Origin of the sequence: Microcoleus sp. Aus8_D2 (assembly GCF_036702665.1) — a bacterium.
In the GTDB taxonomy this organism is placed as follows: Bacteria; Cyanobacteriota; Cyanobacteriia; order Cyanobacteriales; family Microcoleaceae; genus Microcoleus.
This window is the reverse complement of sequence record NZ_JAUBUN010000001.1, coordinates 232,637-253,431: the sequence shown is the minus strand read 5'-3', so window position 1 is coordinate 253,431 and position 20,795 is coordinate 232,637. Positions and strand designations below refer to the sequence as shown.

At 47.3% G+C, this 20,795-nt stretch carries 13 protein-coding genes and 2 pseudogenes; 8 read left to right on the top strand and 7 right to left on the bottom strand.

Annotated features, from left to right (window positions below):
• The first annotated feature begins 52 nt into the window (after nt 1–52).
• Together egtC and QUB64_RS01080 are read left to right on the top strand one after the other, a co-directional pair.
• Entirely contained in the window at nt 53–841 is a 789-nt protein-coding gene (gene egtC / locus QUB64_RS01085) for an ergothioneine biosynthesis protein EgtC (protein ID WP_333269021.1), read from the top strand.
• Nucleotides 813–1,217 (top strand): annotated as a pseudogene (locus QUB64_RS01080) (DinB family protein); the annotation flags it as partial. The gene egtC and the pseudogene QUB64_RS01080, both read left to right, overlap by 29 nt.
• Before the next feature lie 104 nt (nt 1,218–1,321).
• Here QUB64_RS01080 and QUB64_RS01075 read toward each other — a convergent pair.
• On the bottom strand, nt 1,322–1,729 hold the full coding sequence (locus tag QUB64_RS01075) for a hypothetical protein (protein ID WP_333393943.1): 408 nt from the start codon (nt 1,727–1,729) through the stop codon (nt 1,322–1,324).
• 7 nt (nt 1,730–1,736) lie between these two features.
• On the opposite strand from QUB64_RS01075, the pseudogene QUB64_RS01070 reads away from it, so the two are divergent.
• Nucleotides 1,737–2,471: pseudogene (locus QUB64_RS01070) on the top strand (SUMF1/EgtB/PvdO family nonheme iron enzyme); the annotation flags it as partial.
• Between the two features lie 380 nt (nt 2,472–2,851).
• The gene (gene egtD / locus QUB64_RS01065) at nt 2,852–3,883 is read left to right on the top strand and encodes an L-histidine N(alpha)-methyltransferase (protein ID WP_333269019.1); all 1,032 of its coding nucleotides are present in this window, start codon (nt 2,852–2,854) and stop codon (nt 3,881–3,883) included.
• 471 nt (nt 3,884–4,354) lie between these two features.
• Here egtD and QUB64_RS01060 read toward each other — a convergent pair whose 3' ends face one another.
• From QUB64_RS01060 to QUB64_RS01045, 4 genes are all read right to left on the bottom strand, one after another.
• Nucleotides 4,355–4,966 carry a hypothetical protein gene (locus QUB64_RS01060; protein WP_333269018.1) on the bottom strand — a complete coding sequence of 204 codons (612 nt, stop codon included), beginning with the start codon at nt 4,964–4,966 and terminating at the stop codon, nt 4,355–4,357.
• A gap of 401 nt (nt 4,967–5,367) precedes the next feature.
• The gene (locus QUB64_RS01055; protein WP_333269017.1) at nt 5,368–5,682 is read right to left on the bottom strand and encodes an RNA recognition motif domain-containing protein; all 315 of its coding nucleotides are present in this window, start codon (nt 5,680–5,682) and stop codon (nt 5,368–5,370) included.
• 457 nt (nt 5,683–6,139) lie between these two features.
• Nucleotides 6,140–6,988: a hypothetical protein gene (locus QUB64_RS01050; protein WP_333269016.1), complete on the bottom strand. Its 849-nt coding sequence runs from the start codon at nt 6,986–6,988 to the stop codon at nt 6,140–6,142.
• A 248-nt stretch (nt 6,989–7,236) separates the two neighbouring features.
• Nucleotides 7,237–8,919 (bottom strand): tetratricopeptide repeat protein, encoded by a 1,683-nt coding sequence (locus tag QUB64_RS01045; protein WP_333269015.1) that lies wholly within the window; start codon nt 8,917–8,919, stop codon nt 7,237–7,239.
• A gap of 250 nt (nt 8,920–9,169) precedes the next feature.
• On the opposite strand from QUB64_RS01045, the gene QUB64_RS01040 reads away from it, so the two are divergent.
• A complete protein-coding gene (locus QUB64_RS01040; protein ID WP_333269014.1) occupies nt 9,170–11,029 on the top strand; it encodes an RluA family pseudouridine synthase in 1,860 nt (619 codons plus the stop codon).
• Between the two features lie 350 nt (nt 11,030–11,379).
• Here QUB64_RS01040 and QUB64_RS01035 read toward each other — a convergent pair whose 3' ends face one another.
• Nucleotides 11,380–12,018 (bottom strand): response regulator transcription factor, encoded by a 639-nt coding sequence (locus QUB64_RS01035; protein ID WP_333269013.1) that lies wholly within the window; start codon nt 12,016–12,018, stop codon nt 11,380–11,382.
• A gap of 287 nt (nt 12,019–12,305) precedes the next feature.
• A complete protein-coding gene (locus QUB64_RS01030) occupies nt 12,306–13,502 on the bottom strand; it encodes a sensor histidine kinase (RefSeq protein ID WP_333269012.1) in 1,197 nt (398 codons plus the stop codon).
• 512 nt (nt 13,503–14,014) lie between these two features.
• On the opposite strand from QUB64_RS01030, the gene QUB64_RS01025 reads away from it, so the two are divergent.
• The 3 genes from QUB64_RS01025 to QUB64_RS01015 all read left to right on the top strand — a co-directional run bounded on the left by QUB64_RS01025 (nt 14,015) and on the right by QUB64_RS01015 (nt 20,495).
• Nucleotides 14,015–14,551, top strand: a complete 537-nt coding sequence (locus QUB64_RS01025) for a hypothetical protein (RefSeq protein WP_333269011.1) — start codon at nt 14,015–14,017, stop codon at nt 14,549–14,551.
• Nucleotides 14,552–14,916: 365 nt separating this feature from the next.
• Nucleotides 14,917–16,893, top strand: coding sequence for an efflux RND transporter periplasmic adaptor subunit (locus tag QUB64_RS01020; protein WP_333269010.1), 1,977 nt, complete (start codon nt 14,917–14,919; stop codon nt 16,891–16,893).
• A 464-nt stretch (nt 16,894–17,357) separates the two neighbouring features.
• Nucleotides 17,358–20,495 (top strand): efflux RND transporter permease subunit, encoded by a 3,138-nt coding sequence (locus QUB64_RS01015; RefSeq protein ID WP_333269009.1) that lies wholly within the window; start codon nt 17,358–17,360, stop codon nt 20,493–20,495.
• Nucleotides 20,496–20,795 lie beyond the last annotated feature (300 nt).

Sequence of the window (20,795 nt, the reverse complement as noted above, 5' to 3'; positions counted from 1 at the left end):
CAATTTTCCGGCAAATGATTTATAATGCTAATCAGTTTGTTTACAAAATTTTATGTGCCGTTTGCTTGGCTACCTCGGCGAGCCGATTTTACTCGATACTATTCTGTACAAGCCGGAACATTCGCTAATTGTGCAGAGTTACGAACCCCGCGAAATGACTTCTGGCGTGCTCAACGCTGACGGTTTTGGCATCGGTTGGTATCACGCGCACCTCGATACTGACCCGTTTACTTATAAAAATGTACAGCCTATTTGGAACGACATCAATCTTCCGAGTATCAGCCGATACGTTGAATCAAAATGCGCGATCGGATACGTTCGCAGTGCAACTTCAGGACAAGCTCTTGATTTGAGCAACTGTCAGCCGTTTGTGCACGATCGCCTGTTGTTCGTCCACAACGGCTTCGTGCAGAATTTTCGGCAAAGTCTTTACAGATTAATTCGCGATCGGCTGTGCGATACCCTTTATCAATCAATTAACGGCACTACAGATTCAGAGCACATCTTCGGCTTATTTGTCAATGAATTAACAGCCGGCAATCTGACTCTAGAAGCTGCTTTGCAAAACTCCCTAAAAACCTTGGCTGAACTAGCAAACCTTCACCAAGTCGAATTTTCAGCTAATATCATTATCAGCGACGGACACCAGCTCGTGGCCTCTCGCTTTGCTTTCCCAAAAGTCCCTCCTTCCCTGTATTGGCTGCGGGACGATTTAAATTTCCCCAATTCTGTCATCATTGCTTCTGAGCCTTTATTTAGTGGCAATTGGCACGAGTGTCCAGAACAGAGCATTATCAGTACGGGAGTAGACGGTGAGATCCAAATCTATCCAATCTTGTAGAGAGGCAATTTATCACGATTTGCAGCAGTGTCGCAGTCGCACTTTCAAGCTATTTGCAGACATCGATTACGATACTTTCTGCCGTCAAGCTCATGCTGATTTCAGCCCGGTTGGCTGGCACTTAGGTCACATTGCTTATACTGAGGATTTGTGGCTGTTGCAGCGATGTGCTGGGTTAAAGCCAGTTTTTCCTGAGTATCACCAACTGTTTGCTGCGGATATTTTGCCGAAAAAACAACGGGTGTTTTTGCCTGCGTTGCCCGAAGTTGAATTGTATCTGGATGCGGTACGAAAAAAGGTCTTAGATTATTTGGAAGTTGCGCCGATCGCACAACAGGAACGTCTCTGGCGGTTTATTATTCAGCACGAAAGCCAGCACTGCGAAACTGTTGCTTTTGTGTTGCAAATGCTTCGGAAGGAAGAAGGAAGTTCGGCAGCGGATTTTGTAACGGATGTAACGGATGTAACGGATAGAAGGCATCAGGAAGAAGGAAGTTCGGCAACGGATTTTGTAGCGGATGTAGCGGATGTAACTGATAGAAGGAATCTGGAAGAACAAGGATTAATTACCGATTCCCAATTCCCAATTCCCAATTTCCAATTCCCAATTTCCAATTCCCCATCCCCAATGCCCAATGCCCACCCTTCGACTTCGCGAGCGGGCAAGATGCCCAATGCCCACCCTTCGACTTCGCGAGCGGGCAAGATGCCCAATGCCCAATGCCCACCCTTCGACTTCGCGAGCGGGCAAGATGCCCCATGCCCCATGCCCCATGCCCACCCTTCGACTTCGCGAGCGGGCAAGATGCCCCATGCCCCATGCCCACCCTTCGACTTCGCGAGCGGGCAAGATGCCCCATGCCCCATTCCCCATGCCCCATCCCCCATTCCCGATTCGACGATCGCAATTGCGGGCGGGGAATTTTATATGGGAAGCGATGCTGCTGAGGCTTTGGATAACGAGCGATCGCGCCACTTGTGTTATTTAGAAACATACGCGATCGATCGCTATCCCGTGACTTGCGGTCAATACCGAGATTTTATGGCATCCGGCGGCTATCAGAACCGCGATTGGTGGTCTGCTGAGGGCTGGGAATGGCAAAAAGTTCATTTAGTCGATCGCCCGCTTTACTGGTCAGAAAATCCAGCTTTCAACAACCATCCAGTTTGTGGCGTCAGTTGGTACGAAGCCCAAGCTTACTGCAACTTCGCCGGCAAGCGTTTACCATCGGAAGCCGAATGGGAGAAAGCAGCGAGTTGGGATGGGACAAATCAAATATATCGCACCTATCCTTGGGGAGAAGCACCGCCAAATGCCAGCCTGTGCAATCACGGGAACAATCTCGCAAATACTTCGCCTGTTGACGCTTTTCCTAAAGGAGCGAGTGCAGCGGGCTGCGGCGATATGTTGGGTAATGTCTGGGAGTGGACTGCTTCCATCTTTGACGCCTATCCGGGATTTGAAAGTTATCCTTACAGGGGATACTCGGAAGTTTATTTTGATGGAGAGCACCGGGTTTTGAAAGGCGGGAGTTGGGCAACTTTTCCTCAAGCACTGCGATCGAGTTTTCGGAATTGGTACTATCCGGGCGTGCGGCAAATTATCGCGGGTTTTCGCTGCGCTAAGTAGTTCGTCACCTCCTTAGAACTGCCATCAAATAGGTTCGTAGTGAGGACTTTAGTCCGCAGGAAATTCAGAGGACTAAAGTCCTCACTACAAACCTGTAAGATTTATTTTAGGGATAGCATATAAATTAATTAAAAGTAAATCTCACATAAGATTTGTTTGCTAGCTGTAAAAGTTTTTGTCATGGAAAAATACCCCTTCAAAAAAAAATTGTGAATTATTTAATAATTTACGTTGATATTTTTTGAATTTTCAATGGCGGGTGCGATCGCCATCTGGTGAGAAAATACAGAACGCAGATCGGCATAAAAAATCTAGCTTGAGCGCGATATTTAGCAACGCGACTATGTGTTATACCGATTGGTGGATCTTAATTTTACTCTATGAAATCCCCAAGACTGTCCGACACGACAAACTCAGCTTCAAGTAAGGAAAACAGGCTGCATTTAGAGCGACTGGTGAGCGCTGCGGCACCCACACCCGCAGAAATCAATGCTGGCAGCGATGCAGTTAGCGGGTTGACTCAAAACCCCAAAACCCTGCCTCCCAAGTATTTCTACGACGATCGCGGCTCGAAGCTGTTCGAGTTGATTTGTCAGTTGCCAGAATACTACTTAACGCGCACTGAAACGGCGATTTTGCAAGAGTGCGCAGGGGCGATCGCCCATGTGACGGGCAAGTGCGAAATCGTCGAACTCGGCAGCGGCAGTTCCACCAAAACCCGGATTCTCCTCGATGCTTACAGCAAATTGGAATATCCGCTGCACTATTTGCCGATCGACATCAGCCCTAGTATCCTAGAAAGCAGCGCTTGTCAACTGTTGGCAGATTATCCCTCGCTCAAGATTCACGGACTTGTCAGCACATACGAATTAGCCTTAGCTAAAATTGCACCGTCGCCGCTGCCAACCCGAATGATTTGCTTTCTAGGCAGTACCCTCGGCAATCTCAACCCTCAAGAATGCGATCTATTCTTCTCGCAAATTGTCGGTGCATTGCAGCCGGGAGAGTATTTTTTGCTCGGAATTGACTTAGACAAATCTAAGGATATTTTAGAGCCTGCCTACGATGACAGTCAAGGAGTGACCGCAGCCTTTAACTTGAATATGCTGCGACATTTAAATCGGAAGTATCAGGGAAATTTTGATTTAGCCCAGTTCGAGCATTGGGCTTTTTACAATCAAGAACAATGTCAAATTGAAATGCACTTGAAAAGCAAGAAAGCGCAAACAGTGAACTTGCGCGCGCTCGATTTAACGGTGGAATTTGCAGCAGGAGAAACTATCCGCAGCGAAATTTCCCGCAAATTTAATCTCAATACTGTCAAGGAAGAACTTTCGCAGCACGGTTTAAAGCCTGTACAAGTTTGGACAGATCCTAATCAGTGGTTCGGCTTGATGCTTTGTCAAGCTTAGTTATTAGTCATCAGTCATCAGTCATCAGTCATCAGTCATCAGTCATTAGTCATCAGTCATCAGTCATCAGTCATTAGTCATTAGTCATTAGTCATTAGTCATTAGTCATTAGTCATTAGTCATTAGCCATCAGTCATTAGCCATCAGTCATTAGTCGTTACTTGAAGGTTGGGTTTCGTTCCACTGGTACCGCCTTCTTCCTTACTTCTTCTTTGCTTCCTTCCTTCCCAATTCCCAATTCCCAATTCTCCATTCACCATGCGCTATTCTCCATTCCCAAGGACTAATAGACCTCTTGCAAAAATAGCTAGGAACGGGCTCTTATAGCCCGTTCCACAAAGCAACTTTTTCTGTGGAACGGGCTATAAGAGCCCGTTCCAAAATTTGATCGAAAAGACTTTTGCAAGAGATCTAATGACTAACGACTAATGACAAATGACCAATGACCAATGACCAATGACTAATGACTAATTAACAAATTGGCCACTGTCCGGGTTTTACGGCGTGAATGTACTCGCTGCCCGAAGTCGGCCATCCCCGCTTGTAATAGGCTTCCTCGGGCTTCCCCCAGCCCAACTGCAACAAAATTTCGAGAAAATCCAACTTTTCCCACTTCGAGAGACTCGCCCATTCTGTACGCTGGGCTAGAGGTTCTACGTCTCTAGGAGCGATCGCTCGAAAATCCTTCCCGCTGTTAATACTCAAATACAAATCCATCCCCGCAGTTACCCGCTGCCAGAATTCCAACATCGCAGTCTTAGCAGCCTTCAGCGTCATCAAATCGATCGGTAGAGCAATTAATTCGTCATCCACCGCCGGATAGCGCAGAGTATTCCCTTTAACCGTCATCTCCCGCCAGACAATCCCAGAAACTTGATGTTCCCGCTGGTATTCGTGCACGGCTGCCTTAAAATTTTGATAAGCAGTGAACTTTTGAACGCCCTCCGATTTGAGAAAGCGGTCAATCACGGGGTTCCCTGTAGCAGGAGTTTCAGTCAAACTCAGGCGCCGTCCGTACAAACAGGCTTGGCGCTCTTCTTCGAGAATTTTAATCAGTTGGGCCGTGCTGTAAACCTTGGACATCTTTATTCAGGCAAAATCTATTGATTTGCGGGTCGGGCTGGTTTTCTCGGCTAATTTTCAGTAAAGATTGTTTGTTTTTTGAGCAATATCACTTTTGCCGTTATTGTAACTTTTCTTTGTGCTTAATTCTAGTGAGACAGTTTACAGGAGTTGGGCCCAGAAATCCTGAAAGGTTCTTGAAAAAAGCAGTTAATCACGATACAGAATTGCGAGTTAGGCTGTCCGCTGCGTGGCGGGCTTACCTCGCAGGATTTTTCGCAAAAACAAAGCCCCCTTGAATGAGGGGGCTAAACTGACTTAGAGGTGTGGGAGTTATATTTGGCGAGTCGAATAACCCGAAAAAAAAAGCAGCATTCGCACTTGCTGTCAACTACCAAAACTCAAATTTTCACTCTCAAAGCTTAGTAGCGTCGTGAAGAGCGATTGTTGTCGCCCCAGCCACCGCCGCCCGAGGAGCGTTTGTTGTTGTTGTTTTCGCGAGGTTTGGCTTTGTTGACTTTCAAGTCGCGGCCCATCCACTCAGCACCGTCTAGAGCTGCGATGGCTGCTGCTTCTTCTGTCTCGCTTGCCATTTCCACAAAAGCAAAACCCCGCATTCTGCCTGTTTCCCGGTCCACTGGCACTTGGACGCGGCTTACAGTACCGTACTCGGCAAATACTTCGCTGAGGTCGTCTGATGTGACCTCATATGAAAGATTACCCACGTAAATCGACATAAAATCTCCAGAATCATTAGGGTGCAGAGACTTAGATTCGGAGAGACGCTTGTAAATAAACACCAACAAACTACGCAACCGAATTTAATTCTTGAAAAACTACTATAACATGAAGCCAGCAGAATCAGCAATTGGCTGTCATAATTTTCAATTTTGGGCGCCGTCGGGTAGTCTCCGACAAAAAGTATTCTTGATAACTGACATCTTGCACTGTTGGTGTCGTCAGCTTGGTTTTTGGCTGGGGATCGAGCTGAAGGCTGAGATTTTTCGTCGCTGTTAGCTGGTTGATTGGGTTTTATTGAGAATATTGCCCGATCTCAGTTATAACTGACATCACGCTCTTTTCTGGCGGGGCAGGCATCGTGCCTGTGCCATCAGAGATAAATATTTTTAGCCTCGGATTCATCTTCAGAGTCAATTTCCAATCTTCAATCTCCCGTCTCCCATCGAATTAGATTTAGCGGCCTGCAATGGCGACCCAAAAATAATTCTCAAAAGATTTCTTAGCAATATCTACGCGCATTTTTCTACCCCAAGTATAGATATCAAAGCTAACGCGAGATCGATCGCCCTGGGCAGAACTTTCCTCTTGAATTGCGACATTTCCCAACAGCGCCACCCAGTGACTAGGATAAGGGAGCAAGGGCAGTTTGTTGCCCAGCATTCCTTCAGCGGTAATCAAAGCAAAAGCAAATCCCCCAGCTTGAATCGCCTCATCGGCGGCCCGCAGCGCTGGAAGATCGCCGCTGAAATAAGCGTAGTGAGATTTTACATCGAGGCCGCTCAAAATTTCTCGCGCCCAGCCGGCCATTTCCCAAGATTTGGTCATCCCGCTGATGTTGCGGACAATTTCTGGGGCGTTTGCTTCTATGGGAAATATCAAATTTTCTGATTCCCGCAGCGCTGATAAAACCATCCAGTCTACTTGAGGCATCCGCAAATTGCCTTTGCTTTGCCGCAGCGTCATTGAGGGAGAAATCGATCGCATAGATTGAGTGCGAAAATGGCCGGTTTCCCAAAGATGGCGGCAGATTTCGACGTAGCGGAGGGGGCGGCGCGTCAAGAGTGTAAAGGTGACGGCGGCGGGGCCGCAAAAAGGCTGTCCGCCTTGATTTACTTGGAAAGGATCGAGGATGCGATCGCGCATTTCGGCGATGATTTGGGTTTTGTTTAAAGCGGGCCAAAAGCTGCGCAGATTCGAGCATTCAAATTCGGAAATTGCCCGCTCTGCCTGCTGTAGCTCGATTTCGTGTGGCTGTTGGGAACTGGAACTCGCAACTGCGATCGAATTGTCTGATTGTGTCATTTTTGTGATAAGTCGGATGTCTGAATATTTGCCTGTAATTAATTACTTATGCGACCGCACTCGCTCGGGATAGATCGATATTATTAGATTGGTGAATTAGATTTTTTTATGCACCGCAGAGGGCGCAGAGAACGCAGAGCAAGAGAGAAGAAGAGATATCTCGATAAATTTTTTCTTCTTCCTTCTTTCTTCTTCCTTCTTCCTTCTTCCTTCTTCCTTCTTCCTTCTTCCTTCTTCCTTCTTCCCCCTTACCATTTTCCTGGGATTGAGTCCTTGAGTCTCAATTCTTCTCGACTGACTAGAGCTTCGTAGTAATCTGGTTTGATTTCTAGGGCGACTCCGTAGGAGCTAATGGCGTCTTGAGTCCGCTGCAATTTTTGCAAAACGTCGCCCCGCTGCGCCCAAGCTTCCCAGTTGTCGGGCTTGAGTTGAATCACTTGGTCAAAAGCGACGAGTGCTTCGGAATAGCGCTGCATTTTCCCCAGCACCAGGCCTCGCTGCACCCAGCCTTGATAGCTGTCAGACCAGATACTAATTGCTCGATCGTATGATGCTAGACTTTGTTCGTACTGCTGCAAATTTGACAGGGCGTTGCCGCGTTTCAACCAAGCTTCAAAATTGTCTGGCACGTTTTTAATTACGCGGTTGTAAGCTGCGATGGCTTCTTCGTAACGCTGCAATTTTTCCAGTGCTGCTCCTTGCTGTAACCCTACTTTTGATGTGATTTCTGCTTCGGAACTCAGAGATATTACTTTGTCATAACAGGCGATCGCTTCTTCGTATTGCTCCAATTTTTCTAGAGCTTCGCCTCGCAAATTCCAAGCTTCTAGAAAATTACCTTCAATTTGGAGGGCATTGCTGTAAGCGATTATCGCATCTTTGTAGCGTTCCAATTCTGCTAGGGCGATGCCTCTACCCAGCCAAGCTTCGGGGAAATTCGGATTAATTTGAATGGCTCGGTCAAAAGCAGCGATCGCACCTTCATAATCTCTCGATTCTGACAGTGTTTGACCGCGCCCGATCCATGCTTCGGGATAAACAGGATTCATTTGAATTGCCCGATCGAAACAAGCAATTGCCGCATCGGGCCACTGGTGTTTGACGGCCATGCCTTTATAAAACCAAGCTTCGCAGTCGTTGGGTTGCAGTTGCAGTACGCGATCGTAAGCTGTGACCGCTTCTGCATATTTGTGCAATTTTGCGGAAGCAATGCCCCGATTGAACCAAGCTAGACTATTTTGTGGTTGCAGTTTCAGGGCGCGATCGTAAGAAGTTACAGCTTCAGCGTAGCGTTCCGCCTTCATTAGAGCCAAACCTCGGTTCAGCCAAGCTTCCCAATTAGTCGGGACGAGTTTCAGGGCGCGCTCGTAAGCCGCCACAGCCTCAGCGTAGCGCTCTGCTTGCAGCAACACGCTGCCTTGTCTATACCACATCGCGGGCAAATTCGGATGAATTTGGGTTGCTTTTTTGTAACAGCTTGCTGCTTTCTCCCACTGCTGCAATTCCTCTAAAACTCTGCCCTGCTGATACCAAGCTTCGTGCTTTTCTGGATTGATTTCAATTGCTTTGTCTAAAGCCACGATCGCTTCTGAGTGATTCTGCAAACTTAACAGTGCTGTGCCGCGCAGCATCCAAGCCCAATATTCTTCTGGATTAATTGCTATAGCTCGATCGCAACACACCACTGTTTCGGCCCAGGAGTGCAGTTGCTTGTAAGCTTTGCCCAGATTCAGCCACGCCCTGTCCCAGTCCGGCTTAATTTGCACCGCTTTTCCGTAGCAAATGATTGCCGCTTCGTACCTTCCCGATGCGTAATGTCTATTGCCCCGATCGTAATCTGGAAATGCTGCCAAAATTCTTAAAATCGGCGGCAGCAGAGCTGATTGGGGGTTTGAGGAGTTTTCCGTGGCATTGGTCGAGAGGTCTGGCATACGCCTTGCACATCAAAAGATTTAGTGGGATCACAAGCTGGCGGTCTTATATATTAACTTATGCTTTTCTTAACTCGCTGCTGTTTTGAGACAAATTTACCATATCAGGTCTGGTCTGCTGTGACAAATTATATTTACTTAACTGTATGTGTATAAAATCATGCACTGCCCCACTTTCGGTACACGACTGTAGAATACAGGCAGGACAAAAATAAATATGTCATGATTCAGATTTCAAACCAAATTTAATATGTTACTTCTGCACGCATTTTTAGATTTCACGGACTGCTTTATGGACGGAGATCGGGGGTCGATCGACTCTAGCCCCAATTATTGGTACGAAGGGCATTGCCCTCAAAGCGGCGAGCTGCTGAGATTGCCACGTACTCGAATGTCTGAAGAGATCGCCAGGGGTTTGATGGAATACCTTGCTGCTGACGATTCCTACGATCGCGAGGGCAAGATGTACGGCATATTGCTGGTAGAGATGCCTTGGGGAGAGCAGCGGATTCTCAAAGCATTTTCGGGGCTGCTGAACGGTTGCAGCGTTGTTGACGGCTGGGTGCCGCCGATTCCGGGACGATCGCGAGTTGCATTCGAGGAAGCCCGGGCTTTGAGTCAATTGGAGGCGATGAAACAGGAATTGATTGCACTCAAGCAACTCCCGCAGCGACAAGAGTATGCAGCCTTATGCGAGGAGTTTGAATTGCAATTGCAAGTGGTGAATGCGCGCCACCGTAATTGCAAGCAGCAGCGAGATGAAAAACGCCAGTTACTGTGTGAAACTCTGCCAGCAGAAACACTCGAAATAGCCCTGGAACAACTGAATCAAGCAAGCCGTTTGGAGGGAATTGAACGCAGGCAATTGAAACGGCGGCGGGATGAAATATTGCAGCCGCTAAAACAATTAATTGATGCTGCGGATGAGCGGATGCGGATGCTGAAACAGGGACGAAAAGAACTTTCCCGCGAACTTCAGGCGCAGATGCACGCGGCTTACACCCTGGTGAATTTTTTGGGGGAATCGCGATCGATCTCCTCATTAATGCCAACTAATTCTATTCCCACTGGTACCGGCGACTGCTGCGCGCCAAAATTGCTCCACTGCGCGGCTGTACACAATCTGAAACCGTTAGCAATGGCTGAGTTTTGGTGGGGGCCGCCATCGGGTGACAAAGTTCCGGGAGAATTTTACGGTGCTTGCGGCGATCGCTGTCAGCCGCTGATGGGTTTTTTGCTGTCAGGATTGGCTCAAAATCCAATTGTTTCGGGGCCGAAAGCTTACCCGGCTTTTACATCGTCAGCTAATAGCAAAATTCTGTCAAAAGTCGCATCAAAAAACAGTGTAAATCAGTCTTTTAATGGTGGCATCGAAGCCCGCCCGACAAGTCAGACTTTGAGGGGCAGGCTCCATGCCCACCCCACAAATCTCAAAAAATTTGGTGGAACTGGCATCTTGCCCGTTACCAATCCCCAGGAAATGCTGCCAATTATTTATGAAGATAAATGGTTAATTGCAGTCAATAAACCCTCAGGTTTGCTGTCAGTTCCAGGTCGTTATCTAGAAAATCAAGATAGCGTTTTGAGTCGCTTGCAAAACTTGTTACTGGACGGGTTAGAATTGACGGCGGTGCATCGGTTAGATTTAGGAACATCTGGGATTTTGTTGCTGGCGCGGGACAAAGAAACCAGCAGTCAACTAAGCCTGCAATTTGAGAAACGGCGGGTTCACAAAGTTTATGAAGCTGTGCTTTCGGGGACTGTCAACATAGAGGCGGGGACGATCGAACTCCCGGTAAAAGAAGACCCAAAAAATTCCCTAGTTCAGCAAGTTAATTGGGAGTGCGGAAAACCCAGCGTTACTCGGTTTCAGGTAATGGCGAAGGAGGGAAATCATAGTCGCGTGGAGTTTTGGCCGCTGACGGGACGCACTCATCAATTGAGGGTTCATGCGGCGGATGTCCGAGGGTTGGGAATGCCGATTTTGGGCGATCGACTTTATGGATGTCGCGCTGCTGCGAGCCGGCTACATTTGCACGCACGGGAACTTTCCTTTGAGCATCCGCAGTTGGGACAAAGGCTCAGCTTACAGGCGGCGACGCCATTTTGATCGCGCGCGTTAATTGATAGCGCAATCTGTGATGCAGTTAACATTTTCTGGGTGGGTTTCTGGGGCTTAAGAAACCGGGTTTTTATAGAGATTTAGGGTTTTTGGCAAGTATTGGGGAGAAAAACCCGGTTTCTGGGTGGGTTTCAAGTAGGTGAGAATTCAATACGGTTTACTTAAGACAGATCCCCCCCTAACCCCCCTGATCAAGGGGAGTAGGGGGTGGGACAAGAAGCTCTTAAAGTCAACCCCTACTCCCCTACAACCAGGGGAGTAGGGGTCGAGTAGGGGGTATGCGAGGGGGATCTCCGGGCATAAATAGTGTTAAGTGAACCGTATTGGGTTAGAATTTGCTAATTGAAGAGTGAATGGGCTAACAGGGCGGCTTGAGTGCGATCGCGCAAATTCAATCTACTCAAAATATTTGTGACATAGTTCTTGACTGTATTTTCCGACAAAAATAAGGTTTGAGCAATCTCTCGGTTGTTCGCGCCGGAAGCTATTAGACGCAATACTTCTAATTCTCTGGGGGTGAGTTGTTCTAATTCTGGGGGAGAAACTACGGCGGGAGTTGTTACCGCAGGTGTCATCAAAGCTTTTTCAAACAATCCGGGGCCGAGTTGGGTGTGTCCTTTGTAAACAGCGCGAATTGCTAGGGCTAGTTCGTCGGGTTCGGTGTCTTTTAGCAGGTAGCCTTTGGCGCCGAGTCGCATGGCTTGGCTGACGTATTCGTCGTCGTCAAAGGTGGTTAAGACTAGGACTTTGGTGTCGGGATGGGATTTGGCGATGGCTGCGGTTGCTGCTACGCCGTCCATCACGGGCATCCGAATGTCCATCAGTACGATGTCGGGCTCTAATGTGGGGATTTGGTCGATCGCCTGTTGTCCGTTTTCGGCTTCGCCTATTACTTGCATATCTGAGTAGCATTCTAGCATACTTTTGATGCCGCGGCGTATTATATGGCGATCGTCTACTAGCAATATTTTAATCATATATCAATCCTCTAAAACAATCACAGTAAGATAGGTTCGTAGTGAGGACTGAGCGTCCGCATTAAACCGTAAAACAGTAAGACAGGTTAGTAGTGAGGACTGAGCGTCCGCATTAAATTCGGAAGGACTAAAGTCCTCACTACGAACTAACTTGGAAGGACTAAAGTCCTCACTACGAACTAACTTGGAAGGACTAAAGTCCTCACTACGAACTGACTTGGAAGGACTAAAGTCCTCACTGCGAACTAACTTGGAAGGACTAAAGTCCTCACTACGAACTAACTTGGCTAAATGTTTTGAGAGGGCAAGGAAACGGAAATTCGGCAACCGTTTCCTGACTCGCTATAAATCGCAAATTGACCTCCCGCTGCGGCCACTCGTTCTCGCATTCCTTGCAGTCCAAATCCTGTGGTATTTTGCGCCGGATCGAAGCCTTGGCCGTTGTCAGAAATCGATAAATAAATCTGTCCGGCCTGTTGCTGCAATCCAACTGTTACCATTGTTGCATTGGCGTGTTTGTGAATATTTGTCAGGGATTCTTGCACAATTCTGTACAGTGTGGTATTCATTTCTTGAGAGAGCGGAACTGGTAAACGGATTGACTTGGATACTTCGATCGCTCTCAGGCGCTGAAAATCTTGCAGTAGTTTGTCGATCGCACTTTCGAGCGACAATCCCTGCAAAGGGTTCGATCGCAAAACCGACACTGATTTGCGAATTTCTAAGAATGCTTCCGATCCGAGTTGTTTGGCTTGTTTCAGAAACTCCAGCGCTTTCTCATCCTCGGATTTCCAGAACAATAGGGCGTTGTTGAGCTGAATTGTTTGAGCCGCCAGGGTGTGCCCGAGTCCGTCGTGGATTTCGCGAGCAATGCGGTTGCGTTCTTGCAGTGTTGCTTGGTCTTCTATGCGCAGTGCATAGTGGCGCAGTTGCTCGTTAGTTATGGCTAATTTGTCGTGGGCAATTTCTAATTCCTCTCGGCTTTGGCGTTCGGCAATTAAGGCATTTATTAATAGTAAGGCAAATACTAAGGTCAATCCAAATAATAACACGTTGCTCAGGCGCCATTCCCAAACTGTGGGGATGACTTTTCCCCGTAAAATTGGTTTAGATAAAATCAGCCAGCTATAGGAGATTAGGGCTAAACCCAAGACTGTGACTTGTCCGGGCTGCCGGAAAATCAGGCAACTCCGCATCAGCAGCACGAGAAATAGCAAAAAGCTCGATCGGCTAGATAAGCCTTCGCACACAATCGGCAGTAAAATTAAGCTGAATTCGAGGGCGGTAAATAAAAGTTTTCTACCCAGCCGCACTGTTGGTAAACGCAACCCGATGAGGCAGAAAAGTGCGATCGCGCCTACACGCAACAGCGGCGACCAAAACGATCGAAACGGGTGCAGCACTTCCATGAATGCTGCTGTCGCCAGCAGCAGCCACTCCAAATACAGCAATAAACGAAAGGATGGATAGGTCAAGCGAAGCATAGAACTTTTTCCCATCAATATCTGGAGCGATTCAAGTAATGGCGCTGACTTAATTATAGATGGTATCTTGGAGTCAAAAAACATATTACCCCCTTATGGTGAAGGAAGAAGAAAGAAGGAAGAAGGAAGAGGGAAGATTTTTCTAACTCTCCCACTCTCCCCTTCTGGGTTTTGCGATAACAGACAATTTATATAGCAACCGCGCCCGACGCTTAGGACGTTCTTAATGTCCGAGTCCCCATGCGGTCGATTTATTTTAGATCGCGACGATAAATAAAGCCTTTTTCCGACTTCACGCTTGACGAATTCCTTTTGGTATATGTGTAGCAGCTTAGCGAACGTGCGATCGATCGCGCTAGAGCCTTTTTGGCTGATTTTGAGGTGTGGGACTAGGAAAAAAGTCACAAGCCCCATGTGCTTTTTGACTGGTGAGGTTAGGAGGATTGCGTCATGCGCCGATCGATTTTACGCTATAACATTGGTGGAACAAGGTTAATTTGAGGCCGTGAATCATGAAAAGTACGATCGCACCAGCATTTATTCTCGCCGGTGTCATGTTAATTGGCGGTTTGTCGGCTTGTGCCCCATCTAACACCCCGGAAGCTTCGGAATCTAATGCAGCTAAGGAAAATCCCGTAAGTTCAGCGAAACCGAAGGCGGATGCTGTTTCCTCCGATACTGCTAAATCGGATGCGACTGCGGCGACTCAAGTCAGTTCATCGGAAACGAAGGCGGATGCTGCTTCTTCCGATGCTGCTAAACCTGACGTGGTGGCTGCAAATCCCACAAATTCCCAGAAACCGAAGCTTTCTGATGCTGAACGCGCACAGAAGCGCAAGGAAGTTAGTGAAAAACTCGCAAAGGTACTCACGGCTGAGCAATACAAACAGTTGAACGCTAAGCTGAAGTCTGGTGAAAAAATGCGTAAAGCTTTGACTGAAATTAATCTCACTGCTGAACAGAAGCCAAAAGTTAAGGCGATTCTTAAGGAGGCTTATCCTCGCGCCGCACAAAACCTTCAAAAATCCTCGGAAACTAAGCCGCAGTAATGCCGTGAAAGCACGTTTTGTGCGATCGCAATTATAAGGTTTTTGGATTTGTGTAGGGTGCGTCAGGAAGTTAATTTTTTTTGCATTGCTGGTTGTGTTGTCTGACGCACCCTCCCAGAGAAAAGTTTTTGGATTTGTGTAGGGTGCGTCAGGAAGTTGATTTTTTTTTTGCATTGCTGGTTGCTTTGTCTGACGCACCCTCCAAGAGACTGGTATTGTCTAAATCTTAGATTGAGAGGTTGACCGCAGATTTAAGGCAGATAGACGCAGATAGACGCAGATAAATTCAAGATTGGAAAGCGAGTTATATAAAAGGTCTGACAACTGTTATTAAAAGTAAGATCTATTTTTATAGGAGGTTGGTGATGATTGAGGAAATTATTAATGACAGTCGAAATGGCACTCGCCCTAAAGTTGATGCGGAAAATCTGAAGCCAAACGAACAATCAACAAACCGGATTGAAATTGTTGATGAAACTCCCAAAAATAATAATTTTTCTGAACTTTGTGAAAAAGCTCAAACCTTACCGGAAAGCGAACCTATAAATAGTGTTGTCGCAGCCGAAAACAAACCTGAAAAAGTGCTTGCGAAAGGGCGGATTGCACTGTTTTTATTGATATTGTTGCTGGTGGGAGGTTTGGGTTTTTTGGTTTGGCAGCGGGCGATCGCTCCGAAACCGGAAAAAGCAAGCCGCCGCAGTGGTAAAATGCAGGTGACTCCGGTAATGGTGGCGGCGGTAACTAAAAAAACGGTGCCGATTCAACTACAGGCGATCGGCAACGTGCAATCTGGTGCTACTGTTTCGGTGACTGCACAGGCTAGCGGGCGGATTACTGGGGTTTATTTCAAGAAAGGGCAAGAAGTTAAGAAAGGACAGTTGCTGTTCTCGATCGACGATCGCTCTCAAACTGCATCGATCCAACAAGCTCAAGGCATTGTAGCAAAAGACCGAGCGCAGGTGCAACAAGCCATGTCAAATCTTGCTAAAGACCAAGGGATTGTCGAACAAGCTAGGGCGACTCTGGATAAGGATAGGGGAATTGTCGAACAAGCTAAGGCGACTCTGGAAAAAGATAAGGGTGTTGTCGAACAAGCGAGAATGACTCTGGCGAAGGATAAGGGAATTGTCGAACAGGCGAAAATGACTTTGGAAAAAGACCAAGGTGCAGTCAAACAGGCGATCGCCACTTTAACAAAAGATCGAGCGCAAGCCGAATATGCCGCAGCCCAAAGTCAACGTTACGCAGAGCTCTACAAACAAGGAGTAGTCAGTCAAGATCAAGCGGAACAATATGCTACCAGCAGTCGAGCGGCGGCGGCAACGGTTGAACTTGACAAACAGGCGATCGCAAATGCGGAAACTGCCCTGAAGAGCGATCGCATTGGCATCACGAATGCGGAGGCTGCTGTCAAAGGTGACGAGGTGGCGATCGCAAATGCGGAAACTGCCCTGAAGAGCGATTTAATCGGAATTGAGAACGCTCAGACGGCGGTGAAGAGCGATTTAGTAGGGATTGAGAATGCTCGGTCTGTCGTGGAGGGCGATCGATCGGCGATCGAGGGTGCTCAGGCTAGTGTTAGCGCTGACGGCGGCACTTTGCAAAACGCTCAAGTGCAATCATCCTATACTAAGGTGTTTTCGCCGATCGACGGACGCGCCGGAAACGTCCTAGTCACAGAAGGTAATGTGGTACAACCAAGCACCGACAAACCCTTAGTAACCATCTCCAAAATTAATCCCATTCAAGTTGCCTTTTCCGTTCCTGAATCGAACTTACCAGACATCCAAAAATACGCAGAAAACGGCAAGCTGAAAGTTGATGTCACCTTTGCAGGAAACAATAAACCGATATCAGGAACTTTGTCCTTTGTCAACAACACGGTTGACAACGCTACAGGTTCAATTCAACTGATCGGTGATTTCAATAATTCCGACGGGAAACTATTCCCCGGTCAATTCGTCAATACTACATTAACCTTATCTCAACAACCAAATGCGATCGTAGTTCCATCCCAAGCAGTACAAACCGGGCCGAAGGGACAATTCGTATTTGTCGCACAGTTCGACGATACCGTAGATAATGTGCCCGTGGTTGTCGGGAATACAATCAATGGTTTGACTGTGATCGAAAAAGGTCTCAAGGCGGGTGATGATGTTGTCATTGACGGACAAGCTAATCTGGTTGATGGTGGCAAAATAGTCGTTAAAACCGCAGAGGATGCTAAAGATAATTCTGATTCAGTGAAGGGTGATAAGTCAGATACATTAGGGGATACAAAATCGAGCGATGATTCCAATTCATCCGAGAAAAAATCAGGGAAATCGCGCAAAAATCCTTAGGATAATCTGTTTGAGATTTTAGATGTGATGATTAGGCCTAGATCCCCCCTAGCCCCCCTTAAGAAGGGGGGAACCGGAAGTGTTCAAAGTCGTCCCTGCTGGAAGCGGAAATCGGAAGTGTTCAAAGTCGTCCCTGCTGGAAGCGGAAATCGGAAGCATTCAAAGTCCCTCCTGCTGGAAGCGGAAATCGGAAGTGTTCAACGTCCCTCCTGCTTCAAGGGGAAATCGGAAGTGTTCAACGTCCCTCCTGCTGGAAGCGGAAATCGGAAGCGTTCAACGTCCCTCCTGCTTCAAGGGGAAATCGGAAGTGTTCAACGTCCCTCCTGCTTGATGGGGATTTAGGGGGATCGGAAGTGTTCAAAGTCCCCCTTCTTAAGGGGGATTTAGGGGGATCGAGACTTAGGAAAAACCGAAAATTCTCAAATGACGGCAATTATATTCTCATCTTAAACTGGTATAACTAAATGAATCTATCAGAACCATTTATCCGCCGTCCAATTATGACCACCCTGGTGATGGCGGCGATTCTAATCTTTGGTTGGATGAGTTATCGATTGCTACCGATTAGCGACTTACCCAACGTCGATTATCCCACAATTCAAGTTAGCGCTTCCCGCCCCGGCGCCAGCCCGGAAACAATGGCTGCATCCGTGGCGCGCCCGTTAGAAAAGCAGTTTTCCAGCATCGCTGGACTCGATACGCTAACATCCACCAGTACCAGCGGCAAAACTCAAATTACGCTGCAATTCAATCTCAGTCACAGTATTGATGATGCGGCGCAGGATGTGGAATCGGCAATTTCCTCAGCAGCGGGACAAATACCCAACGATTTGCCAAATCCGCCGACTTATAGTAAAGTCAATCCCGCCGATGGGCCGATTCTTTACCTTTATCTCACATCCCCAACTTTGCCGCTTTCAGAAGTTGATAGCTACGCCCAAACGTATCTCGCGCAAAAGCTTTCGACAATCAACGGTGTGGCGCAAGTACAGATTTACGGTTCCCAAAAATATGCCGCCCGAATTCAACTCGATCCGCAACAGTTAGCCACACGGCAAATTAGCATCGATAAAGTGCAAACTGCTATCGAACAAGGCAACGTTAATTTACCTACAGGAAGCCTTTCTGGCAGTCATAAAAACTTTACGGTGCAAACTAACGGACAGCTTAAAGATGCTGCGGCTTTCCGCCGTTTGATTGTAACATATAAGAACGGTCAACCTGTTTATCTCGAACAGTTGGGGCGAGTGGTTGATAGTGTAGAAAATACTAAGGTTGCTAGCTGGTATAATAACGATCGCGCAATTATCCTCACAATCCAGAGACAGCCGGGGACGAATACCGTCGAAGTGGTTGATACGATTCAAAAATTGCTGCCGAGTTTGCAAGCCCAGATGCCAAGTTCGATCGCACTTGGCGTCATGTACGATGCGTCTCAATCGATTCGCGAGTCTGTGGATGATGTCCGGTTTACGCTGGTTTTGACGATCGCCCTTGTCATCTTAGTCATCTTCGTATTTTTACGCAACCTGTCAGCAACAGTCATTCCCAGCTTAGCGCTACCGGTGTCGCTGATCGGCACCTTTGCCGTCATGCACCTGTTCGACTACTCGTTGGATAACTTATCAATGATGGCGCTAACGCTATCGGTGGGCTTTGTAGTCGATGATGCGATCGTTATGTTGGAAAACATCGTCCGCCACATCGAAGCTGGAGAAACCCCAAAAGAGGCAGCGCTAAACGGTTCTAGGGAAATCGGATTTACGATTTTATCGATGACGCTTTCCTTGGTGGCGGTGTTTATTCCAATGTTATTTATGAGCGAGTTGCTGGGGCGCTTGTTTCATGAATTTGCAGTCACGATTGCGGTTTCCATCTTGGTTTCCGGCTTTGTGTCTTTGAGTTTGACACCGATGTTGTGCAGTCGTTTTTTGCGCCCTGTCAATCACGCCAATCAAAGCAAACTTTATCAAGCTTCCGAGTACGTGTTCGATAAATTCTTGAATTTGTACGATTGGAGTCTCAAAATAGTCTTAAAATATCACCGCACTACCATGATTTTATCATTAGTTATGGTGTTCGCCACAGTTGGATTATTTATCGCAGTTCCCAAAGGCTTTATTCCCAGCCAAGATACCGGACAAATTACCGGGATTACCCAAGCCGCGCAAGATGCCTCCTTTGATGAATTGGCGCGCCACCAGCAAGCCGTTGTTAATACCATTCGCCAAGATCCAAATGTGGAAGCAGTCAACTCGAACATCGGGGCGGGGGCGAGTGCAAATGGAGGCGGGGCGGCGGTTGCGGGTAATTCCGGCAGTTTGTTCGTGCGGCTGAAACCGATCTCGCAGCGAGAGATGGGTGCGGATGAAATTGTGCAGAATTTGCGATCGCAATTAGCAGAAATTCCCGGTATTCAAGTCTTCTTGCAAAATCCTCCCGCCATTCCGCTTGGTACGCAACAAAGCACAGGATTGTACCAACTAACGCTGCAAAGTTCCGATGTTTTACCGCTGCGAAAATACGTGCCGCAACTGGTAGACAAAATGAAAGCAATGTCAGAAATTCAGGATGTAAACAGCGATTTGCAGATGACTTCTCAAATCAAAGTAGATATCAATCGCGACAAAGCCTCAGCTTTAGGAATCACCGCCAGTCAAATCGAAAATACCCTAAGAAATGCCTACGGCGCTTACCAAGTTTCCACGATTTATGGCGCGAGTAACCAGTATCAAGTTATTTTGGAACTAGAACCGAAATATCAAAAAGAACCGAATGCTTTAATGCAGCTTTACATGGCGACAACTGCGACTGATGCTTCTGGAAGTCAAACCCAAGTACCGCTAGCCACCTTTGCGACAATCTCCCAAGGAGTCGCGCCGTTAATTATCAACCACGTCGGGCGGATGAATGCTGCGACAACTTCCTACAATCTCGCCCCTGGTGTCGCCCTGGGAAGTGCCAATAGCGCGATCGACAAAATCGTCAAATCCGTGATTCCCGACAGCATCACGACGAATTATCAGGGCGCCAGTCAAGTATTTCAGAGTTCGCTACCGAGTTTGGGGTTTTTGTTGGCGATCGCAATTCTCGTCATCTATCTCATCCTGGGAATTCTGTACGAAGATTTCATCCATCCGATTACCATCCTGTCAGGATTACCTTCAGCGGGCTTTGGCGCCTTGCTAACACTAATATTATTTGGCGTTGAGCTCAACGTTTACTCATTCATCGGTATCATCTTGCTAGTAGGGATAGTCAAGAAAAACGGGATTATGATGGTCGATTTTGCGATCGAATCCCAGCGGATGGAAGGGAAACAACCAGCAGCAGCAATTTATGAAGCGTGTTTAGTAAGATTCCGACCGATTATGATGACTACAATGGCCGCATTAATGGGTACTTTGCCGATCGCCCTAGGAGTTGGTGCGGGCTCGGAATCTCGGCGCCCGTTAGGAATTGCGGTTGTCGGCGGACTTTTGTTTTCACAAGTATTGACATTATATCTCACGCCTGTTTTTTACATCTATATGGAATCGTGGCGCAACAGACTTAAAGATGTGAAACTTGGGCAACTTTTTTATGTAAAAGGATGGCGGTAAAATAACATTTATAAATTCCTTCGTAGTAAGGACTTTAGTCCGGCATTTTCCGAGGACTAAAGTCCCCACTACAAACCAAGTTATTCCTTCGTAGTAAGGACTTTAGTCCGGCATTTTCCGAGGACTAAAGTCCCCACTACAAACCAAGTTGTTCGTTCGTAGTAAGGACTTTAGTCCTGAATTTTTCGAGGACTAAAGTCCCCACTACAAACCAAGTTATTCGTTCGTAGTAAGGACTTTAGTCCGGCATTTTCCGAGGACTAAAGTCCCCACTACAAACCAAGTTGTTCGTTCGTAGTA

Coding starts and splice junctions, on each gene's coding strand:
- egtC (WP_333269021.1), top strand. CDS start 53: ATGTGCCGTTTGCTTGGCTACCTCGGCGAGCCGATTTTACTCGATACT.
- QUB64_RS01075 (WP_333393943.1), bottom strand. CDS start 1,729: ATGGGGGATGGGGCATGGGGAATGGGGCATGGGGCATCTTGCCCGCTC.
- egtD (WP_333269019.1), top strand. CDS start 2,852: ATGAAATCCCCAAGACTGTCCGACACGACAAACTCAGCTTCAAGTAAG.
- QUB64_RS01060 (WP_333269018.1), bottom strand. CDS start 4,966: ATGTCCAAGGTTTACAGCACGGCCCAACTGATTAAAATTCTCGAAGAA.
- QUB64_RS01055 (WP_333269017.1), bottom strand. CDS start 5,682: ATGTCGATTTACGTGGGTAATCTTTCATATGAGGTCACATCAGACGAC.
- QUB64_RS01050 (WP_333269016.1), bottom strand. CDS start 6,988: ATGACACAATCAGACAATTCGATCGCAGTTGCGAGTTCCAGTTCCCAA.
- QUB64_RS01045 (WP_333269015.1), bottom strand. CDS start 8,919: ATGCCAGACCTCTCGACCAATGCCACGGAAAACTCCTCAAACCCCCAA.
- QUB64_RS01040 (WP_333269014.1), top strand. CDS start 9,170: ATGTTACTTCTGCACGCATTTTTAGATTTCACGGACTGCTTTATGGAC.
- QUB64_RS01035 (WP_333269013.1), bottom strand. CDS start 12,018: ATGATTAAAATATTGCTAGTAGACGATCGCCATATAATACGCCGCGGC.
- QUB64_RS01030 (WP_333269012.1), bottom strand. CDS start 13,502: ATGCTTCGCTTGACCTATCCATCCTTTCGTTTATTGCTGTATTTGGAG.
- QUB64_RS01025 (WP_333269011.1), top strand. CDS start 14,015: ATGAAAAGTACGATCGCACCAGCATTTATTCTCGCCGGTGTCATGTTA.
- QUB64_RS01020 (WP_333269010.1), top strand. CDS start 14,917: ATGATTGAGGAAATTATTAATGACAGTCGAAATGGCACTCGCCCTAAA.
- QUB64_RS01015 (WP_333269009.1), top strand. CDS start 17,358: ATGAATCTATCAGAACCATTTATCCGCCGTCCAATTATGACCACCCTG.